At 69.6% G+C, this 16,714-nt stretch carries 15 protein-coding genes and 1 pseudogene; 8 read left to right on the plus strand and 8 right to left on the minus strand.

Annotation, left to right across the window (positions count from 1 at the left end; genetic code table 11):
• Positions 1-71: 71 nt before the first annotated feature.
• Positions 72-1,289, plus strand: coding sequence for an acetyl-CoA C-acetyltransferase (locus SKC42_RS05380; protein WP_330963251.1), 1,218 nt, complete (start codon positions 72-74; stop codon positions 1,287-1,289).
• 234 nt (positions 1,290-1,523) lie between these two features.
• Here the strand turns inward: SKC42_RS05380 and SKC42_RS05385 are convergent, their stop codons facing one another.
• A complete protein-coding gene (locus SKC42_RS05385; protein WP_330963252.1) occupies positions 1,524-2,360 on the minus strand; it encodes a Bax inhibitor-1/YccA family protein in 837 nt (278 codons plus the stop codon).
• 221 nt (positions 2,361-2,581) lie between these two features.
• On the opposite strand from SKC42_RS05385, the gene SKC42_RS05390 reads away from it, so the two are divergent.
• From SKC42_RS05390 to SKC42_RS05400, 3 genes are read left to right on the plus strand one after another with little or no spacing between them, the layout of a single operon-like run.
• Entirely contained in the window at positions 2,582-3,625 is a 1,044-nt protein-coding gene (locus tag SKC42_RS05390; protein ID WP_330963253.1) for an enoyl-CoA hydratase/isomerase family protein, read from the plus strand.
• Positions 3,626-3,637: 12 nt separating this feature from the next.
• Positions 3,638-4,429 (plus strand): enoyl-CoA hydratase, encoded by a 792-nt coding sequence (locus tag SKC42_RS05395; protein ID WP_330963254.1) that lies wholly within the window; start codon positions 3,638-3,640, stop codon positions 4,427-4,429.
• Positions 4,430-4,435: 6 nt separating this feature from the next.
• Positions 4,436-6,181, plus strand: coding sequence for an alpha/beta hydrolase (locus SKC42_RS05400; RefSeq protein ID WP_330963255.1), 1,746 nt, complete (start codon positions 4,436-4,438; stop codon positions 6,179-6,181).
• Positions 6,182-6,290: 109 nt separating this feature from the next.
• Here the strand turns inward: SKC42_RS05400 and SKC42_RS05405 are convergent, their stop codons facing one another.
• The gene (locus SKC42_RS05405) at positions 6,291-6,734 is read right to left on the minus strand and encodes a rhodanese-like domain-containing protein (protein WP_330963256.1); all 444 of its coding nucleotides are present in this window, start codon (positions 6,732-6,734) and stop codon (positions 6,291-6,293) included.
• Positions 6,734-7,315 carry a cysteine dioxygenase gene (locus SKC42_RS05410; RefSeq protein ID WP_330963257.1) on the minus strand — a complete coding sequence of 194 codons (582 nt, stop codon included), beginning with the start codon at positions 7,313-7,315 and terminating at the stop codon, positions 6,734-6,736. Before SKC42_RS05410 ends, SKC42_RS05405 begins: the two co-directional genes overlap by 1 nt.
• A 108-nt stretch (positions 7,316-7,423) precedes the next feature.
• Here SKC42_RS05410 and SKC42_RS05415 point away from each other — a divergent pair, with 108 nt between their 5' ends.
• Both SKC42_RS05415 and SKC42_RS05420 read left to right on the plus strand, forming a co-directional pair.
• Entirely contained in the window at positions 7,424-7,876 is a 453-nt protein-coding gene (locus SKC42_RS05415) for a lipoprotein LpqV (RefSeq protein WP_330963258.1), read from the plus strand.
• A gap of 89 nt (positions 7,877-7,965) precedes the next feature.
• Positions 7,966-9,054 carry a patatin-like phospholipase family protein gene (locus SKC42_RS05420; protein WP_330963259.1) on the plus strand — a complete coding sequence of 363 codons (1,089 nt, stop codon included), beginning with the start codon at positions 7,966-7,968 and terminating at the stop codon, positions 9,052-9,054.
• A gap of 3 nt (positions 9,055-9,057) precedes the next feature.
• Here the strand turns inward: SKC42_RS05420 and SKC42_RS05425 are convergent, their stop codons facing one another.
• From SKC42_RS05425 to SKC42_RS05440, 4 genes are all read right to left on the minus strand, one after another.
• Positions 9,058-9,927, minus strand: coding sequence for a patatin-like phospholipase family protein (locus SKC42_RS05425; RefSeq protein WP_330963260.1), 870 nt, complete (start codon positions 9,925-9,927; stop codon positions 9,058-9,060).
• Positions 9,928-9,955: 28 nt separating this feature from the next.
• Positions 9,956-10,825, minus strand: a complete 870-nt coding sequence (locus SKC42_RS05430; RefSeq protein ID WP_330963261.1) for a class II glutamine amidotransferase — start codon at positions 10,823-10,825, stop codon at positions 9,956-9,958.
• A gap of 145 nt (positions 10,826-10,970) precedes the next feature.
• The gene (locus SKC42_RS05435) at positions 10,971-12,596 is read right to left on the minus strand and encodes a long-chain fatty acid--CoA ligase (protein ID WP_330963262.1); all 1,626 of its coding nucleotides are present in this window, start codon (positions 12,594-12,596) and stop codon (positions 10,971-10,973) included.
• Between the two features lie 178 nt (positions 12,597-12,774).
• Complete coding sequence (locus tag SKC42_RS05440) at positions 12,775-13,836, minus strand: YncE family protein (RefSeq protein WP_442931988.1); 1,062 nt, start codon at positions 13,834-13,836, stop codon at positions 12,775-12,777.
• 703 nt (positions 13,837-14,539) lie between these two features.
• On the opposite strand from SKC42_RS05440, the gene SKC42_RS05445 reads away from it, so the two are divergent.
• Entirely contained in the window at positions 14,540-15,613 is a 1,074-nt protein-coding gene (locus SKC42_RS05445; protein WP_330963264.1) for a class 1 fructose-bisphosphatase, read from the plus strand.
• 25 nt (positions 15,614-15,638) lie between these two features.
• Entirely contained in the window at positions 15,639-16,526 is an 888-nt protein-coding gene (locus tag SKC42_RS05450; protein ID WP_330963265.1) for a phosphoribulokinase, read from the plus strand.
• Between the two features lie 59 nt (positions 16,527-16,585).
• On the opposite strand, the pseudogene SKC42_RS05455 reads toward SKC42_RS05450, so the two are convergent.
• Positions 16,586-16,714, minus strand: a pseudogene (locus SKC42_RS05455) (4-hydroxy-2-oxovalerate aldolase); the annotation flags it as partial.

A 16,714-nucleotide genomic window follows, 5' to 3' on the forward strand; every position in this document is an offset into this window, starting at 1 on the left:
TTGTGCCAGCCCGTCTGGGTGCCGTAGCAGCCGCTTGTGTAGCGAGCCACATCCCATTGGAGGGAATCCCCATGCCCGAAGCCGTCATCGTCTCCGCCACTCGTTCGCCGATCGGCCGCGCCATGAAGGGGTCGCTGGTCAGCATGCGGCCCGACGACCTGGCCGCGCAGATGGTGCGCGCCGCCCTCGACAAGGTGCCCGCCCTGAACCCGCATCAGATCGACGACCTGATCCTGGGCTGCGGGCTGCCTGGCGGTGAGTCCGGTTTCAACATGGCCCGTGTGGTCGCCGTCGAGCTCGGCTTCGACTTCCTGCCGGGCACCACGGTGAACCGGTATTGTTCGTCGTCCCTGCAGACCACCCGGATGGCGTTCCACGCGATCAAGGCGGGCGAGGGTGACGCGTTCATCTCGGCCGGCGTCGAGACCGTGTCGCGGTTCGGCAAGGGCAACTCCGACTCCTGGCCGGACACCAAGAACCCGCTGTTCGACGAGGCCCAGGAGCGGTCGGCCGCCGCGGCGTCGGGAGTAGACGAATGGCACGACCCCCGGACCGACGGCAAGGTGCCGGACGTCTACATCGCGATGGGGCAGACCGCCGAGAACGTCGCCCTGATCACCGGCATCGGCCGCGAGGAGCAGGACCGCTGGGGCGTGCGCAGCCAGAACCGCGCCGAGGAGGCCATCAACAGCGGGTTCTTCGAGCGCGAGATCACCCCGGTGACGCTTCCCGACGGCACCACCGTCAGCAAGGACGACGGCCCGCGGGCGGGCACCACCTATGAGAAGGTCTCCGAGCTGAAGCCGGTGTTCCGGCCCAACGGCACGGTGACGGCGGGCAACGCCTGTCCGCTCAACGACGGCGCCGCCGCGCTGATCATCACCAGCGACACCAAGGCCAAGGAGCTGGGGCTGACGCCCCTGGCGCGCATCGTGTCCACCGGGGTCAGCGGCCTCTCGCCGGAGATCATGGGGCTCGGCCCGATCGAAGCGTGCAAGCAGGCGCTGGCGCGCGCCGGCATGTCGATCAAGGACATCGACCTCTACGAGATCAACGAGGCGTTCGCGGTGCAGGTGCTGGGCTCGGCCCGGGAGCTGGGCATGGACGAGGACAAGCTGAACGTTTCCGGCGGCGCCATCGCGCTGGGCCACCCGTTCGGCATGACCGGCGCGCGCATCGCCACGACGCTGATCAACAACCTGCAGACCCGCGACAAGACGTTCGGCCTGGAGAGCATGTGCGTCGGCGGCGGCCAGGGCATGGCGATGGTGATCGAGCGGCTGAGCTGACGCCCGCGAGCTGACCCCGGGCAGCCCCCGCCAGCTCTCGCGAGCAGACGCAAAAGCCTGCCGACACGCCGCGCGGCGTGAACTTTTGCGTCTGCTCGCCCGGGGAAACGACGCCCGCCGGCAAGCCGCTCGCCCGGGGAAGCGGCGCCCGCAGGCAAGCCGCAACCGCGGTGCATCACACATAAGAAGACCGGCACGCCCATCGGCGTGCCGGTCTTCTTGCATCAGGCCTTGCTAGTCGTTCTGCAGGTAACTCAGCAGACGCAGGATCTCGATGTACAGCCAGACCAGGGTCACGGTCAGGCCCAGCGCGATGCCCCAGGCGGCCTTCTCCGGCGCGCCGGCGCGGATCATCTGGTCGGCCGCGTCGAAGTCGATCAGGAAGCTGAACGCCGCCAGACCGATGCAGACCAGCGAGAAGATGATGCCCAGGGGTCCGGGGCTGCGCAGGCCGAGGCCCTCGCCGCCGCCGACGTTGAACATCGCCAGCACGAAGTTGCCGAGCATCAGGGCCAGCACACCGAACAGCCCCGCGACCAGCATGCGGGTGAACTTCGGCGTCACGCGGATGGCGCCGGTCTTGTAGACCACCAGCATTCCGAAGAAAACGCCGATCGTGCCCATGATCGCCTCCCCGATCAGCACGCCAGCATTGGCCGACGACACGGTGAAGTGGGCCATCACGAACGAGACGGCGCCGAGGAACAGACCCTCGAGCACCGCGTAGCTCAGCACGACGGCCGGGCTGTCCTGCTTGCGGCCGAAGGTCGCGAGGAGCACCAGCCCCAGCCCGCCGAGCGCGCCGACCAGGGTCAGCGGCATGGCCAGCGCGAGGTTGGACGCCACCAGGAAGTAGGAGACGACCGCCGTCGCAGACAGGACGGCCAGCGTCAGGCCCGTCTTGGTGACGACGTCGTCGATGGTCAGCGGACGGGACGCCCTGGTCTCTTGGTAGGGGGCGTAGGGGTTGCTCTGATAACCCTGCATCGGGGCCGCGCCAGTGCCGAATTGCGCGTATCCGCCCCGCTGCTTGGGCAGCGAACGAAATACCGGGTTGCTTGTCTCCCGCACCGTCGGTTCCTCTCTCGATGGACTGTGGTTCGAGCTGTGCGAACACCTGCTCAACGATCGGCGCTCCGCCCGGGTTCCCCGACGGGTCTGCTGTTCGTCGGTGCCGCCGGCCTGACTCCGCCGCGCTCGTCGGGACCAACATATCGCTTACCCGCGGGCGCCGCCTCCCCCGTGACGATCTAGATTGCTGGTCGAGACCCAGCGGCGATGGGAGGGCACGCGTGACTGAGCGATCCGATGAGGTTTTGACGCGGGTAGCGGGAAACGTCGGCCTGATCACGCTCAACCGACCCAAGGCGATCAATTCGCTGAACCAGCCGATGGTGGATGCGCTCAGGGATGTGCTGGCCCGATGGGCCGACGACGACGCCGTCCGGACCGTGTTGCTGACCGGCGCCGGGGACCGCGGATTGTGCGCGGGTGGCGACGTGGTCGCGATCTACCACAGTGCCCGAAAGGATGGGGTCGAGGCGCGCCGGTTCTGGCGCGACGAGTACCTGCTGGACGACCAGATCGGCCGGTTCCCGAAACCGTTTGTGGCGGTCATGGACGGCATTGTGATGGGCGGTGGCGTGGGTGTCAGCGCCCACGCCGGCGTTCGGGTGGTGACCGACCGCTCCAAGGTGGGGATGCCCGAGGTGGGGATCGGCTTCGTCCCCGATGTCGGCGGCGCTTTCCTGCTGGCGCGCGCGCCGGGTGAGCTGGGGCTGCACGCGGCCCTCACCGGCGCACCGTTCTCCGGGGCCGACGCCATCGCGATGCGTTTCGCCGACCACTACGTCCCGCATGATCGGCTCGAGGCGTTCACACGATCGATCGTCGACGACGGCGTCGAGGCCGCGCTGGCCGACCATGCCGTCGAGCCACCGCCGAGCGAGCTTGTCGGACAACGAGATTGGATCGACGAGTGCTACTCGGCCGAAACCGTCACCGACATCGTCGCCCGCTTGCGGAACCACCAGAAGGGCGGTGGCCCGGCGCAGGCGGCGGCTGATCTGATCGCCACCCGCTCCCCCACCGCGGTGTCGGTGGCGCTGGAGGCGGTGCGACGCGCCGCCAAGCTGGACACTCTGGAAGACGTTCTGGTGCAGGACTATCGGGTTTCCTCGGCGTCCGTGCACTCCCACGACCTGATCGAGGGCATCCGCGCGCAGCTGATCGACAAAGATCGCAACCCCAAGTGGTCCCCGGCCACCCTCACCCAAATCACCCCGGCCGATGTCGACGCGTATTTCGCTCCCGTGCAAGACGACCTGAATTTCTAGAAAGGCGGTTCGGTGACCGACAGCAGCCCCAAGAATTACGAGACCATCCTCGTCGAGCGCGAGGACCGCGTCGGGATCATCACCCTGAACCGGCCGCAGGCGCTGAACGCCCTCAACACCCAGGTGATGAACGAAGTGACAGCCGCGGCAGCCGATTTCGACGAAGATCCAAGCATAGGGGCGATCATCATCACGGGCTCGCCCAAGGCGTTCGCCGCCGGGGCCGACATCAAGGAGATGGCCGGCCTGGCCTTCGCGGACGCGTTCGGCGCCGACTTCTTCGCCCCCTGGGCCAAGCTGGCCGCCGTCCGCACCCCCACGATTGCCGCGGTGGCCGGGCACGCGCTGGGCGGCGGCTGCGAACTGGCGATGATGTGCGACCTGCTGATCGCGGCCGACACGGCGAAGTTCGGCCAGCCCGAGATCAAACTCGGTGTGCTGCCCGGCATGGGCGGCTCCCAGCGCCTGACCCGGGCCATCGGTAAAGCCAAGGCCATGGACCTCATCCTGACGGGTCGCACGATCGGCGCCGAGGAAGCCGAACGGAGCGGTCTGGTTTCGCGGGTGGTCCCGGCCGACGACTTGCTGACCGAGGCCAAGGCCGTCGCCACCACCATTTCGCAGATGTCCCGCTCGGCGGCCCGGATGGCCAAGGAGGCCGTCAACCGGGCCTTCGAATCCACCCTGGCCGAAGGGCTTCTCTACGAACGGCGCCTGTTCCATTCGACCTTCGCGACCGACGATCAGTCCGAGGGCATGGCGGCGTTCATCGAGAAGCGGCCCCCGAACTTCACCCACCGGTAGGACGCGATGAGCGAAGCGCCCGCCGCGAACACCGCCACCGGCGACGACTCGGCCGGCGTCGACGGACCCACCGAAGCGAAATCCGAAGGCGGGCAACCGGAGGTGGGACCGCGGCGGGCGGACCGGCAGTGGTGGGTCCGTCACTACACGTTCACCGGTACCGCCGTCGGCCTGGTGTTCGTCTGGTGCTCGATGACGCCGTCACTGCTGCCCCGGGGCGCCCTGTTCCAGGGACTGGTCAGCGGGATCTCCGGCGCCATCGGCTACGGGCTGGGCGTCTTCGCCGTGTGGTTGTACCGATACCTCTGGGCCCGCGAGTCCAGCCCGCCCGCGCCGCGTTGGGCGTGGATGATGCTGATCCCGGCGGGCGCGGTCGGAATGGTCGTGATGGCGATCGGGTTCCACGACTGGCAGGACGACGTGCGCGACCTGATGGGCGTCGACCATCTGAAGTGGTACGACTACCCGATCGCCGCCGGCACGTCGCTGGTGGTGCTGTTCACGCTGGTCGAGATCGGGCAGTTCGTCCGGTGGTTGGTCAGCTTCCTGGTCGGGCAGGTCGACCGGTTCGCACCGTTTCGGCTGTCGGCGGCCATCGTGGTGGTGCTGCTGGCGGTCCTCACCATCACGCTGCTCAACGGCGTGGTCCTCAAGGCGGCCATGCGCACAATGAACAACACGTTCGCCTCGGCCAACAACGAGATGAGTCCGGACACCGCGGCCCCGAAGACGCCGCTGCGCTCGGGCGGCCCCCAGTCGCTGGTGTCGTGGGATTCGCTGGGCCGAGAGGGCCGCATCTTCGTCGAGAGCGGTCCGACCACCGACGAGCTGACCAGGTTCAACGGCGCGCCGGCGATCGAGCCGATCCGCGCCTACGCCGGACTGAACTCAGCGGACGGCATCACGGCGACCGCGGAGGTGGCGGCCGAGGAGCTGGAGCGTGAGGGCGGGCTGCAGCGCGCGGTCGTCGCGGTCGGGACGACCACCGGCACCGGCTGGATCAACGAGGCGGAGGCCGACGCGCTGGAGTACATGTACAACGGCAACACCGCGGTGGTCAGCATGCAGTACTCGTTCCTGCCGAGCTGGCTGTCGTTCCTGGTGGACAAGGAGAACGCCCGGCATGCCGGCCAGGCGCTGTTCGAGGCGGTCGACAGGCTCGTCCGGCGGCTGCCCGAGGGCCAGCGGCCCAAGCTCGTGGTGTTCGGCGAAAGCCTGGGCTCGTTCGGCGGTGAGGCGCCTTTCATGAGTCTCAACAACGTGCTGGCCCGCACCGACGGCGCCCTGTTCAGCGGACCGACCTTCAACAACACCATCTGGACCGACCTCACCTCCACGCGAGACGCCGGTTCGCCGCAGTGGCTGCCGATCTACAACGGCGGCCGGAACGTCCGGTTCGTCGCGCGCGCAAGCGATTTGGATCGCCCCTCACCCGACTGGGACCACCCGCGCGTGGTCTACCTGCAACACGCCTCCGACCCGATCGCCTGGTGGACGCCCGACCTGCTGTTCGCCCGGCCGGACTGGCTGCGCGAGAAGCGGGGTTACGACGTGCTGCCCCAGACCGAGTGGATTCCAGTGGTGACCTTCCTACAGGTCACCGCCGACATGGCGGTCGCCCAGAAGGTGCCGCCCGGGCACGGTCACGACTACGTGGCGGACGTCGCCAACGGCTGGGCCGCGGTGCTGGCCCCGCCGGGCTGGACGCCGGAGAAGACCGAACGGCTGCGCCCGCTGTTGCACGCCAGCTGACTTGCGACACGGCTCCGTCGAGATCGACGTCAACGCGAAGAAGTGTGAGTGGAAAGCACGCTGCCGTCGATTTCGGGCCCCGAGCAGCCCGCTGTTGCACGCCAGCTAGTCAGAGCCAGCGGTGACCGGGGTGGCCGGCGTCGGCCAGCCCGGTCCGGCGCGGGTCGGCCAGCCCGAGCAGCTGGTCCACCACACCTGTGGCGGCCAGCTCCCGGTAGCCGCCGATGACGTCGGTGGCGTTGTGCAGGCCGATGTCGAGCAGCGCGGCGGCCGCCAGGCTCGAGGTGTAGCCCTCCGAGCAGACGATCACCCATTCGACGTCGTCGCCGCTGGCCTCGGCCAGCTTGGCGTCGCTGGTGGGATCGCAGCGCCACTCCAGCACGTTGCGCTCGATCACCAGCGCCCCCGGCAGCTCGCCCTCGCGGAAGCGCTGCGCCTGCGGCCGGATGTCGACGAGCACGGCACCGCGCCGCACCGCGTCCGGCACCTCGGCGGCGGGCAGGCGGCGAAACCGGCGCCGGGCGGATCTCAAAACAACGTCGATGCGGCTCATCAAGCCCCCTCCGGGTGATCGGTCAATTCGGTGCGCTTGCGGCGCAACCTGTTTCGGTCGGTGACCTCGTAGTAGGACATCGCGGTCAGCGGTGGCGAGTAGGCGTGCACGCTCAGCGTGGGCGCCGTCTCGACGGCGGGCGCCGGGATCGGCCTCGGCGCCCACACTACGTCGTGCACCCAGCCAAGCGGGAAGCCGGCCTGATCACCCGGATCGAGCCGCCGGCGCCGCAGGGTTTGCCCGTCCCAGCGGAACTCGTTGAGAGATCCGGACAGCACGGTCAGCGCGCCGAGGGACCCGCCGTGGTCGTGCAGCTCGGTGGGGTGGCCGGGCACCCAGCTGATCAGCCAGACGTCCAACTCGTCGTCGCCGTAGACGCGGGTGAACCAGCGCTGGGAGTCCGGCAGGCCACCCTCGGGCAGCAGGTGGTCGCAGCGCCCGCTGAGCACGTCGTCGGCGGCCCGGTCGGTGGCGTTCAGCAGGTCGGGCACCCGCAGCCGCGTGGGCCCCGACGACGGGCCCGCCGGGCGCAGCGCGGGAAAGGTGGCGACAGGCAGGGGCCTGGTCAGGGACAAAGACATGGGGAGAACTCCAGGGAAGACGGACGAGCGGCGGCGCGTTAGGGCCGACAACACTCGCAAAATCCGAAGCGCTCCATCACGGCCGCCAGTGTTGCATAGATTGGCTACGTGCGCTGGTGCAGTCAGGGGCCCTCGCGCTGGGCCGGGGTGGTTCTCGTCGCCGGCGTTTTGGCGGTCGCGGGGTGCTCCCGCAACGACCGCAACGCCCAGCCCGGCCCTCCGGCGACGACGTCGGCGCGGCCCCCGGACATCCCGCGCGGGCCGACGTCGGCGCCGCCGGGCGCCGTCGGTCTCTCCCCCGCCGGCACCACGACCAGGGTCGACGTCCCCGCCGACTCGACCGAAGAGGAGTACTACCAGGCCTGCCACGCCGCGAAGGTCTGGATGGAGGGCCAGCCCAAGACCGGTCAACCGCAGTTCGAGCCGTATCTGGCGATGGTGCAGGCGTCGCCGACGGGCACCCCGGGCACGTGGAACGCCCGGTGGGCCGATCTGACCCTGGCGCGGCAGGCCGCCGTGATCACCGCCGCGCGCGCCGCCGCCAACGACGAGTGCGGGTAGCGCAGACCCGCCGGGCGTAGTTGAAATCACCGATACCCGAAGTGCCGGCCCGGCCGGTGCCGGCCCGCCACGCCGCGCAGAATGAGGGGATGGCCGGCACTCCCGAACCTGCGCGCCCGCTCGGGGCGCCCCGGGTGGCGTTGGCGCTCGGCAGCGGCGGCGCCCGTGGGTACGCCCACATCGGGGTGATCGAGGCGCTGAGCGCCCGCGGGTACGAAATCGTGGGCGTCGCCGGCTCGTCCATGGGCGCCGTGGTCGGCGGTCTGCAGGCCGCGGGGCGCCTCGACGAGTTCGCGGACTGGGCGAAGTCGCTGACGCAGCGCACCATCCTGCGGCTCCTGGATCCCTCCATCACCGCGGCCGGGGTGATGCGCGCGGAGAAGATCCTCGACGCCGTGCGCGACATCGTGGGCCCAGTCGCCATCGAGGAGTTGGCCGTCCCCTTCACCGCCGTCGCGACCGATCTGCTGACCGGCAAGTCGGTGTGGTTCCAGCGCGGCCCGCTGGACCAGGCGATCCGGGCATCCATCGCGATCCCGGGCGTGATCGCCCCGCACGAGGTCGACGGGCGCCTGCTGGCCGACGGCGGCATCCTGGACCCGCTGCCGATGGCGCCGCTGGCCGCCGTCAACGCCGACCTGACCATCGCGGTGAGCCTCAGCGGCAGCGAGGCGATCCCCAACCGGGCCCCCGAGCCGGGCGCCACCGCCGAGTGGTTGAACCGCATGGTGCGCAGCACCACCGCCCTGCTAGACACCGCGGCGGCGCGATCGCTGCTGGACCGCCCGAGCGCGCGGGCCGTGTTGAGCCGGTTCGGCGGGGCGGAAAGCTGGGGCGCAGACGCCGACGACTCCGAGAACAGCGAAGACCTCGGGGATCTCGGCGCCCAGCACGCGGGCGTCGACGCGGAGCCGGCGGTCCCGCCCGGCGTGCCCAAGCTCGGCAGCTTCGAGGTCATGAACCGGACCATCGACATCGCCCAGGCGGCGCTGGCGCGCCACACGCTGGCGACCTACCCGCCCGACCTGCTGATCGAAGTGCCCCGCTCGACGTGCCGGAGCCTGGAGTTTCACCGGGCGGTCGAGGTGATCGGCGTGGGCCGGGCGCTGGCCGACCGGGCGCTGGACGCCCTCGATGCCGGGGACGACGGCGGCACGCCGCCCGCGATCGAGGCCTGACCGCTAGGCGCCCAGGAAGCGGGCGACGGCCGCGGCCTCGCGGCGGCCCTGCGCGCGGCCCGCCCGGGCCGAGTCGACGCGGCACCGCGGATCGAGCGGATTGGGACCGAAGGCCGCCAGCGAGTCCCCGTCGGCGAACACGCCGAGCGTGGCGCCGGGAAAGGCCGCGATCTCCGCGGCGGGCCCGTCGCCGAACGGCGAGGGCGAGTCCGCGCCCGACGGCACCAGCACCACCGCGGCGTCGCAGTCACCGGCCACCCCGAGGTTGACCGAACTGGCCACCCCGCCGTCCATGTAGCGCCGGCCCCCGATGGTCACCGGCGGCCACGCCCCCGGGACCGCGCAGCTGGCCGCCACCGCGTCGACGAGGTCCACCCCGGAGTCCCGGTCGAAGACGACCAGTTCGCCGGCGCCGACGTCGATCGCGGTGAGACGCAGCACCCGGTCGGGCCAGTCGTGGGAGGGCAGGCGCTGGGCGATGACGGCGCGGCGGACGGGTTCGGCGACGGTCTCGGTGGCCGCGGCCACGGCCCCGATCCGCCGCATCTGCTGGCGGGTGATGTCCCGGGGGTCGTCATAGGGTGCGCGCAGGGCCGCCAGGAACATCCCGGTGATGGCCTCCACATCGACACCCGAGTCGATCTCGGCCGACGCCTTGGCCACCTGCCGGTCATACAGGTCCGCGAGCGGTGTGCCGCTGCCGATCTGCGCGGCGACCGCCGAGCCCGCCGAGGTGCCCACCAGCACGTCGGACTCCAGCAGCAGCCTGGCCGCCGCCGGTGACACGTCGGCGATGCCCCGCAAAAGTCCGGTCTCCCAGGCGATCCCGGCGATCCCCCCACCGCCCAGCACAAGGGCTCGTCTGGCTGCCACGCCCATCCACTATGCCAGTGCCGCAATCTCAGGCCGTGACGTGCTGCGCCCGCTCGACGTCGGGGCTCAGCGCCGACCGGCGGATCAGCCGCTGCGGCGGTTCGGGCAGCGCCACGCCCCGGGTGATCCGCAGCCGCGCGTCGACATGCACCAATTCCCCCGGTTCCAGCAACCGCCAGCGCTCGTCGTCGTCCATCGGTTCGCTGGCCAACACGACCGAGGACCGGGTGCACAGGTGCCGGGAGTACGCGCGGATCCGGTCGGTGCGCATGTGAAAGTCGGACGCGGCCGGGCCGTCGTGGCGGCGGTCCAGCAGGTACAGCTCATGGGTGTCCGGATAGCGCAGCGCCCACATGTCGGTGGCCGTGCACAGCAGCACGTTGACCGCGTAGATCGGCACGTTGGCGCCGAGCCAGCGCATGGCGTCGAGCAGGCCGGCACGGACGTCGCCGGCGTGGGCGGCGATCGACGCGGTGACGAGCGCGAACACCCGCTCGGAGTCGGTGTCGCCCAGCACCAGGCCGTCGGCGCCGAGCTCGCGCAGCCGCTCATCCACGACATCGAGCCCCTCGACGACGCCGTTGTGCGCGAAGATCCGGCCGTCCTGCAGGAAGGGGTGGGTGTTGCGGACCTGGTGGGATCCCGTCGTCGCGTACCGCACGTGGGCGAGGAACGTCGTGCCGCTCAGCTCGTGCGCCTCGGTGGCGAAGGCGGCGTCCTCCCAGGCCGCCATCGGCTGCTTGTACAGCTGCGGGCGCCCGTGTTCGTCGAAGACGCCGAGACCCGTGCCGTCCGGGTTCTTCCTGCTTTGGTCGGCCAGGCTGTCCGGGGCGTCGAGTAGCCAGAACGTCGCCGTGCACACATCGGTTCCGGCGTGCAGGCCGAAGAGTCGACACATGACGCCGACGCTACCCACCTCGGTCGGCGCCAGCGTGCTCGACGGGCTCGGCGTGCTCGACCACCCACCGCGAGCAGACGCAAAATCCTCCTGCAGCGCGGCGTGTCGCAGGCTTTTGCGTCTGCTCGCGGGATGTTGGCGGCCCTCAGTCGGTGGCCTCGACCACCCAGTAGCCGTGCTCGGCGTATCGCGACCGGATGGCCTTCTTGTCGTACTTGCCGACACTGGTCCGCGGGATCTCGTCGACGAACGTCCACCGCTCCGGCAGCCACCATCGAACCACCTTGTCCGCGAGGTACTTTCGCAGGTCTTCGGCGCTCACGGAGTGCTTGGCGACGACGACGGCGAGCGGCCTTTCCTGCCATCGTTCGTCGGGCACCGCGACCACCGCGGCCTCGACCACGTGGGGATGCCCGACGAGACAGTTCTCCAGTTCGACCGACGAGATCCATTCGCCACCGGACTTGATGACGTCCTTGGCGCGGTCGGTCAGCGTGACGAAGCCCCGCTCGTCGAGGCGGCCGACGTCACCGGTGCGCAGCCAGCCGGAGTCGAACTTGGACTCGTCGTGCCCCAGGTAGTACGAACCGGTGATCCACGGTCCGCGGACCTCCACCTCGCCGACCGAGGCGCCGTCGTTGGGCAGCACCCGGCCCTCGTCGTCGACGACCCGCATCTCCACGCCACACATGGGCTGCCCCTGGGTGGCGCGGAAGGCCCAGTGCTGATCCGCGGGGATGTCGGGAGGCGGCCACGCCATGGTGGCCATCGGGGAGGTTTCCGTCATGCCCCACAGCTGCCGGATCTGGACGCCGTGGTTCTCCTCGAAGGCGCGCATCAGCGAGACGGGAACGGCCGACCCGCCACAAACGACGAGCCGCAACGACGACATGTCGTGCCCGGGCTCGTCCTCAAGCCGGTGCAGGACGTCGTTCCAGATCGTCGGCACCGCGCCAGCCAGGGTGGGCCGCAGGTCCTCGACCATGCCGATCAGCGACCTGGCGTCGAGGTGGCTGTCGGGCATGACCAGGTCGGCCCCCGCCATCAGCGCCGCGTACGGCAGACCCCACGCGTTGGCGTGGAACATCGGCACGATCGGCAGCACGCTGTCGCTGGCGCCGACGCCGATGCCGTTGGTGGTGCACGCCGCCATGGCATGCAGGAAGCTCGACCGGTGGCTGTAGACGACCCCCTTGGGATTGCCGGTGGTGCCGCTCGTGTAACACATTGCGGCGGCCGATCTTTCGTCGACCTCGGGCCAGTCGAATTCGGCGGACTCGCCGTCGATCACGTCGCGGTAGCGCAGCACGGTCTTGCCCGACTCCTCCAGCGGCGCGGTGTCGCCGTCGCCCGCCAGGATCACCGTGTGCACCGTCTTGAGCTCGCCGAGGATGGGCGCCAGCAGCCTGGTCAATGACGAGTCGACCAGCACCACCTGGTCCTCGGCCTCGTTGGCGACGAAGGCGATCTGCTCGGGGAAAAGGCGAATGTTGAGGGTGTGCAGAACCGCACCCATCGCCGGGACCGCGAGGTAGGCGGCCAGGTGCTCGCTGTTGTTCCACATGAACGTCGCAACGCGCTGGTCGCCCGTAACGCCCAGGCGGCGCAACGCGTTTGCCAACCGGGCGGCCTCTTCACCGAGTTCACGGTAGGTGCAGCTGCGGTACCCGTCCCCCGTCGAGGTGGTGACGGTCCGGGCCCCGTGCACTCCGCAGCCGTGGCGCACAATCGCGGCGATGGTCAACGGGAAGTCCTGCATCGTGCTGTCCATCGATCTACCGCCTCTGTGGGTCTCGGCGCGGCACCGCCTATTGCGCAATCGGGCGAATGTTATCGCCGCACGCAGCTGCGCGAAAACCGGTTACCCCGACTTGCCCCATTGTCAACTGAATCGACCGAGCCAGCAGCGCCGGCGCGGTCGAGCGCCAACCGCGACGCGCGGGGCCGGCCTAGACGAACGCCGGTTCGCGCGGGGCGAGATCGGCGAGCAGGAGGCCCCTGGGCGCGGCCTCGTCGTCAATGCCCAGCGCCGGGATCGAGCCGACGGGGACGACGGTGACCGCCCCGGAGTGGTCCGCCACATAGAGGCGGCGCGCGTCCGGGCTTTCGATGACGCGTGACGGCCGGTCGGTAGCGGTGACGGTGCCGAGGACATCGTGCGTGAGCGTGCACAGCACCGTGATCCCCGTGTCGCTGACGACGTAGGCGCGGTCGCCGTCGCCACTCATCGTGAGCCCGGTGAGGATGCCGCCGAGATCGCCGACCTTGCGCGTGCGGGTGACCTTGTGGGCGCGGGTGTCGACGACATCGATCACCGCTCCGGCGTCCGGGGCGCAGCTGGCGACGTAGGCAACGGCGCCGTCGGGGCTCAGCGCCACGTCCCGGATGGGCAGCCCGACTCCGACGGCGTTGATCACGCGCGGGCCGGCGCCGCCCGCCCGCAGCACCACGAGCTGGCCGCCGGCCGGGCCGTTGGTGGCCACATAGGCGCGCGCGCCGTCGGGACTGATGCGCACGCACGCGGTTGTGTGCCCCGCGGCCGGCAGGCGGACCTCCTCGAAGCGGCCGGTAACAGCCTCGAGGATCGCCAGGTCGGCCCCGCCCGGCCCGCTCCGGCCCACGTACACGTGGCCGCCGTCCCGGCTGATCGCCAGGTCGCTGATGCGGTGGGCCAGCGGATGGGTGGCGACGACCTCGCCGGCGCCAGGGTCGATGACCGCGATCGCGTCGTAGGCCGGCGTCGCGACGCTGACGAACGCGCGGAAACCGCCGCGGCCCGTGGCGATCGCGAACGGCTCGCTCAGGCCGGCGATCGTGTCCGTGACCTGGCAGGCGTACGGGTCGATGACGGAGACGCTGTCGTGCCCGTAGTTCGTGACGAGCAGCCGGCCGCCGTCCGCGTCGGCGACGATGTCGCTGATCGGGCCGTTTCCGACCGCAATGCGGACCGCCCCGTCGGGGAGGAGACCATCTCGATCATGTGCGGCCTTCCGGCCGTTCATCCCGCTCATACTGAGCACCGCCTAACTGGGTCCGAGTCGCTGGCGCGTGCTGTTCGCGGCCCGGAGTACCTCGGTTTTCGCGCCGATCGACGCCGGTCCGACGCGAGTTTAGTGGCGGAATTCGGGCCGGCCGGGATAAACAGGTTCACTAGCGGGCGTCCCCCGAGCGCTGTCTTATGCACCTCTTAATAAGCCGCTGTGCGAACGCATTTGGCGGAAGACGGAGCGAAGATAGACACACCGCCTGCCGGCATCTAGGGCCCTGCAGCTAACGATTACGGCGAAGTTCCCCCATTGCACGTTTGACAAGAATTTCTCAGGCACGGGCCGCCGGGGAGGCGCAGATCACAGCCGTTGAGATCGGCGCCCGGCGCAACAGAATCGATAACCGCGGCGCCCCGTTATCGAATTCGCCCCTCGGCCGCGCTGAAATGTCCCGTCGCGGGACACCCCCGGCCCGCGGTCGACACGGTCGGCGTTCGGTGTCGTCGCGGCGGGGGGTGGGGCGCGGTGCGATGAGAGCGAGCAATGAATCGAGGGATCGCTGCGCGGCAGCCGCTCTGACGTGCACCGGGCCGGGCTTCACCGCATCCCCGTCCCCCCCGCAAGGCCACCCGTGTGGGGGATGGATACGGGCCGCACGGATCGGACGATGAAAGCCCGTCTTCCGAACGCCTGTCGGCCGTGTGCCGCCCCGCCAAAGGTATTGCGCATGCTCACCAACCGCACCACGCTGGTCAAATTCCTGATCGAGGAACGCCGACGTCACCCCGACGCAAGCGGCGAACTCAACTCGCTGATCCTCGATGTCGCCCTCGCCTGCAAGGCCATCTCGACCCGGGTGGCACAGGGAGAACTGGGCGGCGTGCTCGGCGCCGCCGGCGCGGTGAACGTGCAGGGCGAAGTCCAGCAGAAACTCGACGTGCTGGCCAACGACTATTTCCTGCGCGCAACCGAGTGGGGCGGCCAGGTGTCGGGGATGGCCTCGGAAGAACTCGCCGAGCCCTATCTGCTGCCGACGCAGTATCCCCGCGGCAAGTACCTGCTCGTCTTCGATCCGCTCGACGGATCGTCGAACATCGACGTCAATGTCTCTGTGGGAAGCATCTTTTCGATCCTGCGCGCATCCGGCCCGGGCGGCGACCCGGCGCCGGGCGACTTCCTGCAACCAGGTTCGCGGCAAGTGTGCGCCGGGTACGCGATCTACGGCCCGTCGACCATGCTCGTGCTCACGGTCGGCACGGGCGTGCACGCCTTCACGCTGGATCCGACACTCGGGGAGTTCGTTCTGACCCGGCAGGCCATCCAAATCCCCGCCTCCACATCCGAATTCGCCATCAACGCGTCGAACAGGCGGTTCTGGGAGCCAGCGGTTCAGCGCTACATCGACGAGTGCCTGGCGGGCCGGACCGGCCCGCGCGGCAAGGACTTCAACATGCGGTGGGTCGCGTCGCTGGTCGCCGAAACGCACCGAATTCTGACCCGCGGCGGTGTGTTCCTGTACCCGCGGGATGACAAGGACCCCGACAAGCCGGGGCGCCTCCGGCTCCTGTACGAAGCCAGCCCGATCGCGTTCCTCGTCGAACAGGCGGGCGGCGCGGCGAGCACCGGCCGCGGCCGCCTGCTGGACGTCGTCCCGACGAGCCTGCACCAACGCGTGCCCCTGATCTTCGGGGCGGCCGACGAGGTCGAGCTGATCGAGGATTACCACCGCAAGGACTACGTAAGGCCTTCCACGTCACCGCTTTACGGCGTCCGGGGCCTGTACCGCACCGGAGTCGGCTGACCCCGATCGTCTTTGGAGGAAACACATGTCGCGCCTGCACCCCATCATTTCGGTCACCGGCTCGTCCGGAGCGGGGACAACATCCGTCATGCGGACCTTCGACCAGATATTCCGCCGCGAGGGCATCAACGTCGCGTTCGTCGAAGGGGACAGCTTTCACCGATATGACCGCGTCGCCATGAAGGCGGCGATCGCCGACGCCCACGCGCGCGGCGATCACTCCTTCAGCCACTTCGGTCCGGAGGCCAATCTCTTCGACGAGCTGCAGCAGCTCTTCCAGACCTACGGCGAGACCGGAACCGGCAAGGTCCGGCGTTATCTGCACGACGAGCAGGAGGCCGAGCCCTTCGGCCAGGAACCGGGCACCTTCACGCCGTGGGAGGAGATTCCCGAGGACACCGACATGTTGTTCTACGAGGGGCTGCACGGCGCCATCGTCACCGATGAGGTCGACGTCGCCGCGCATGCCGACCTGCGGATCGGCGTGGTTCCTGTGATCAACCTCGAATGGATTCAGAAGTTGCACCGCGACAAGGTGTCGCGCGGATACTCCTCCGAAGCGGTGACCGACACCATCCTGCGACGCATGCCCGACTACCTCAACTACATGTGCACCCAGTTCTCGCACACCGACGTCAACTTTCAGCGGGTGCCGGTGGTCGACACGTCCAACCCGTTCATCGCTCGCTCCATCCCCACCGCCGACGAGTCGATGCTGATCATCCGCTTCCGCGACCCGCACGGCATCGATTTCCCGTATCTGCTTGCCATGCTGCATGACTCGTTCATGTCCCGCGCGAACACGATCGTGTGCCCGGGCGGCAAGATGGACCTGGCCATGCAGCTGATCTTCACCCCGATGGTGCTGCGCCTGCTGGAGCTGCGCGAAGCGCAGCTGGCCGCGGCGCGCTAACCCGGGTGCCGGCGGCGCCGGCCCGGTCACGTCGACCTATTACGTTCGGCCAAAACGAATTACGAGCGCACGGGCCCGCGTTCGAGGTCCTCTTCGCGTTTGATTTCGAGGGCGATGTCGATGAGTTGGTCTTCTTGGCCGCCGATGAGTTTGCGTTGGCCGGCGCGGTGGAGGAGTTGGTGGGCGGG

The organism is Mycobacterium sp. 050134 (assembly GCF_036409085.1).
GTDB lineage: Bacteria > Actinomycetota > Actinomycetes > Mycobacteriales > Mycobacteriaceae > Mycobacterium.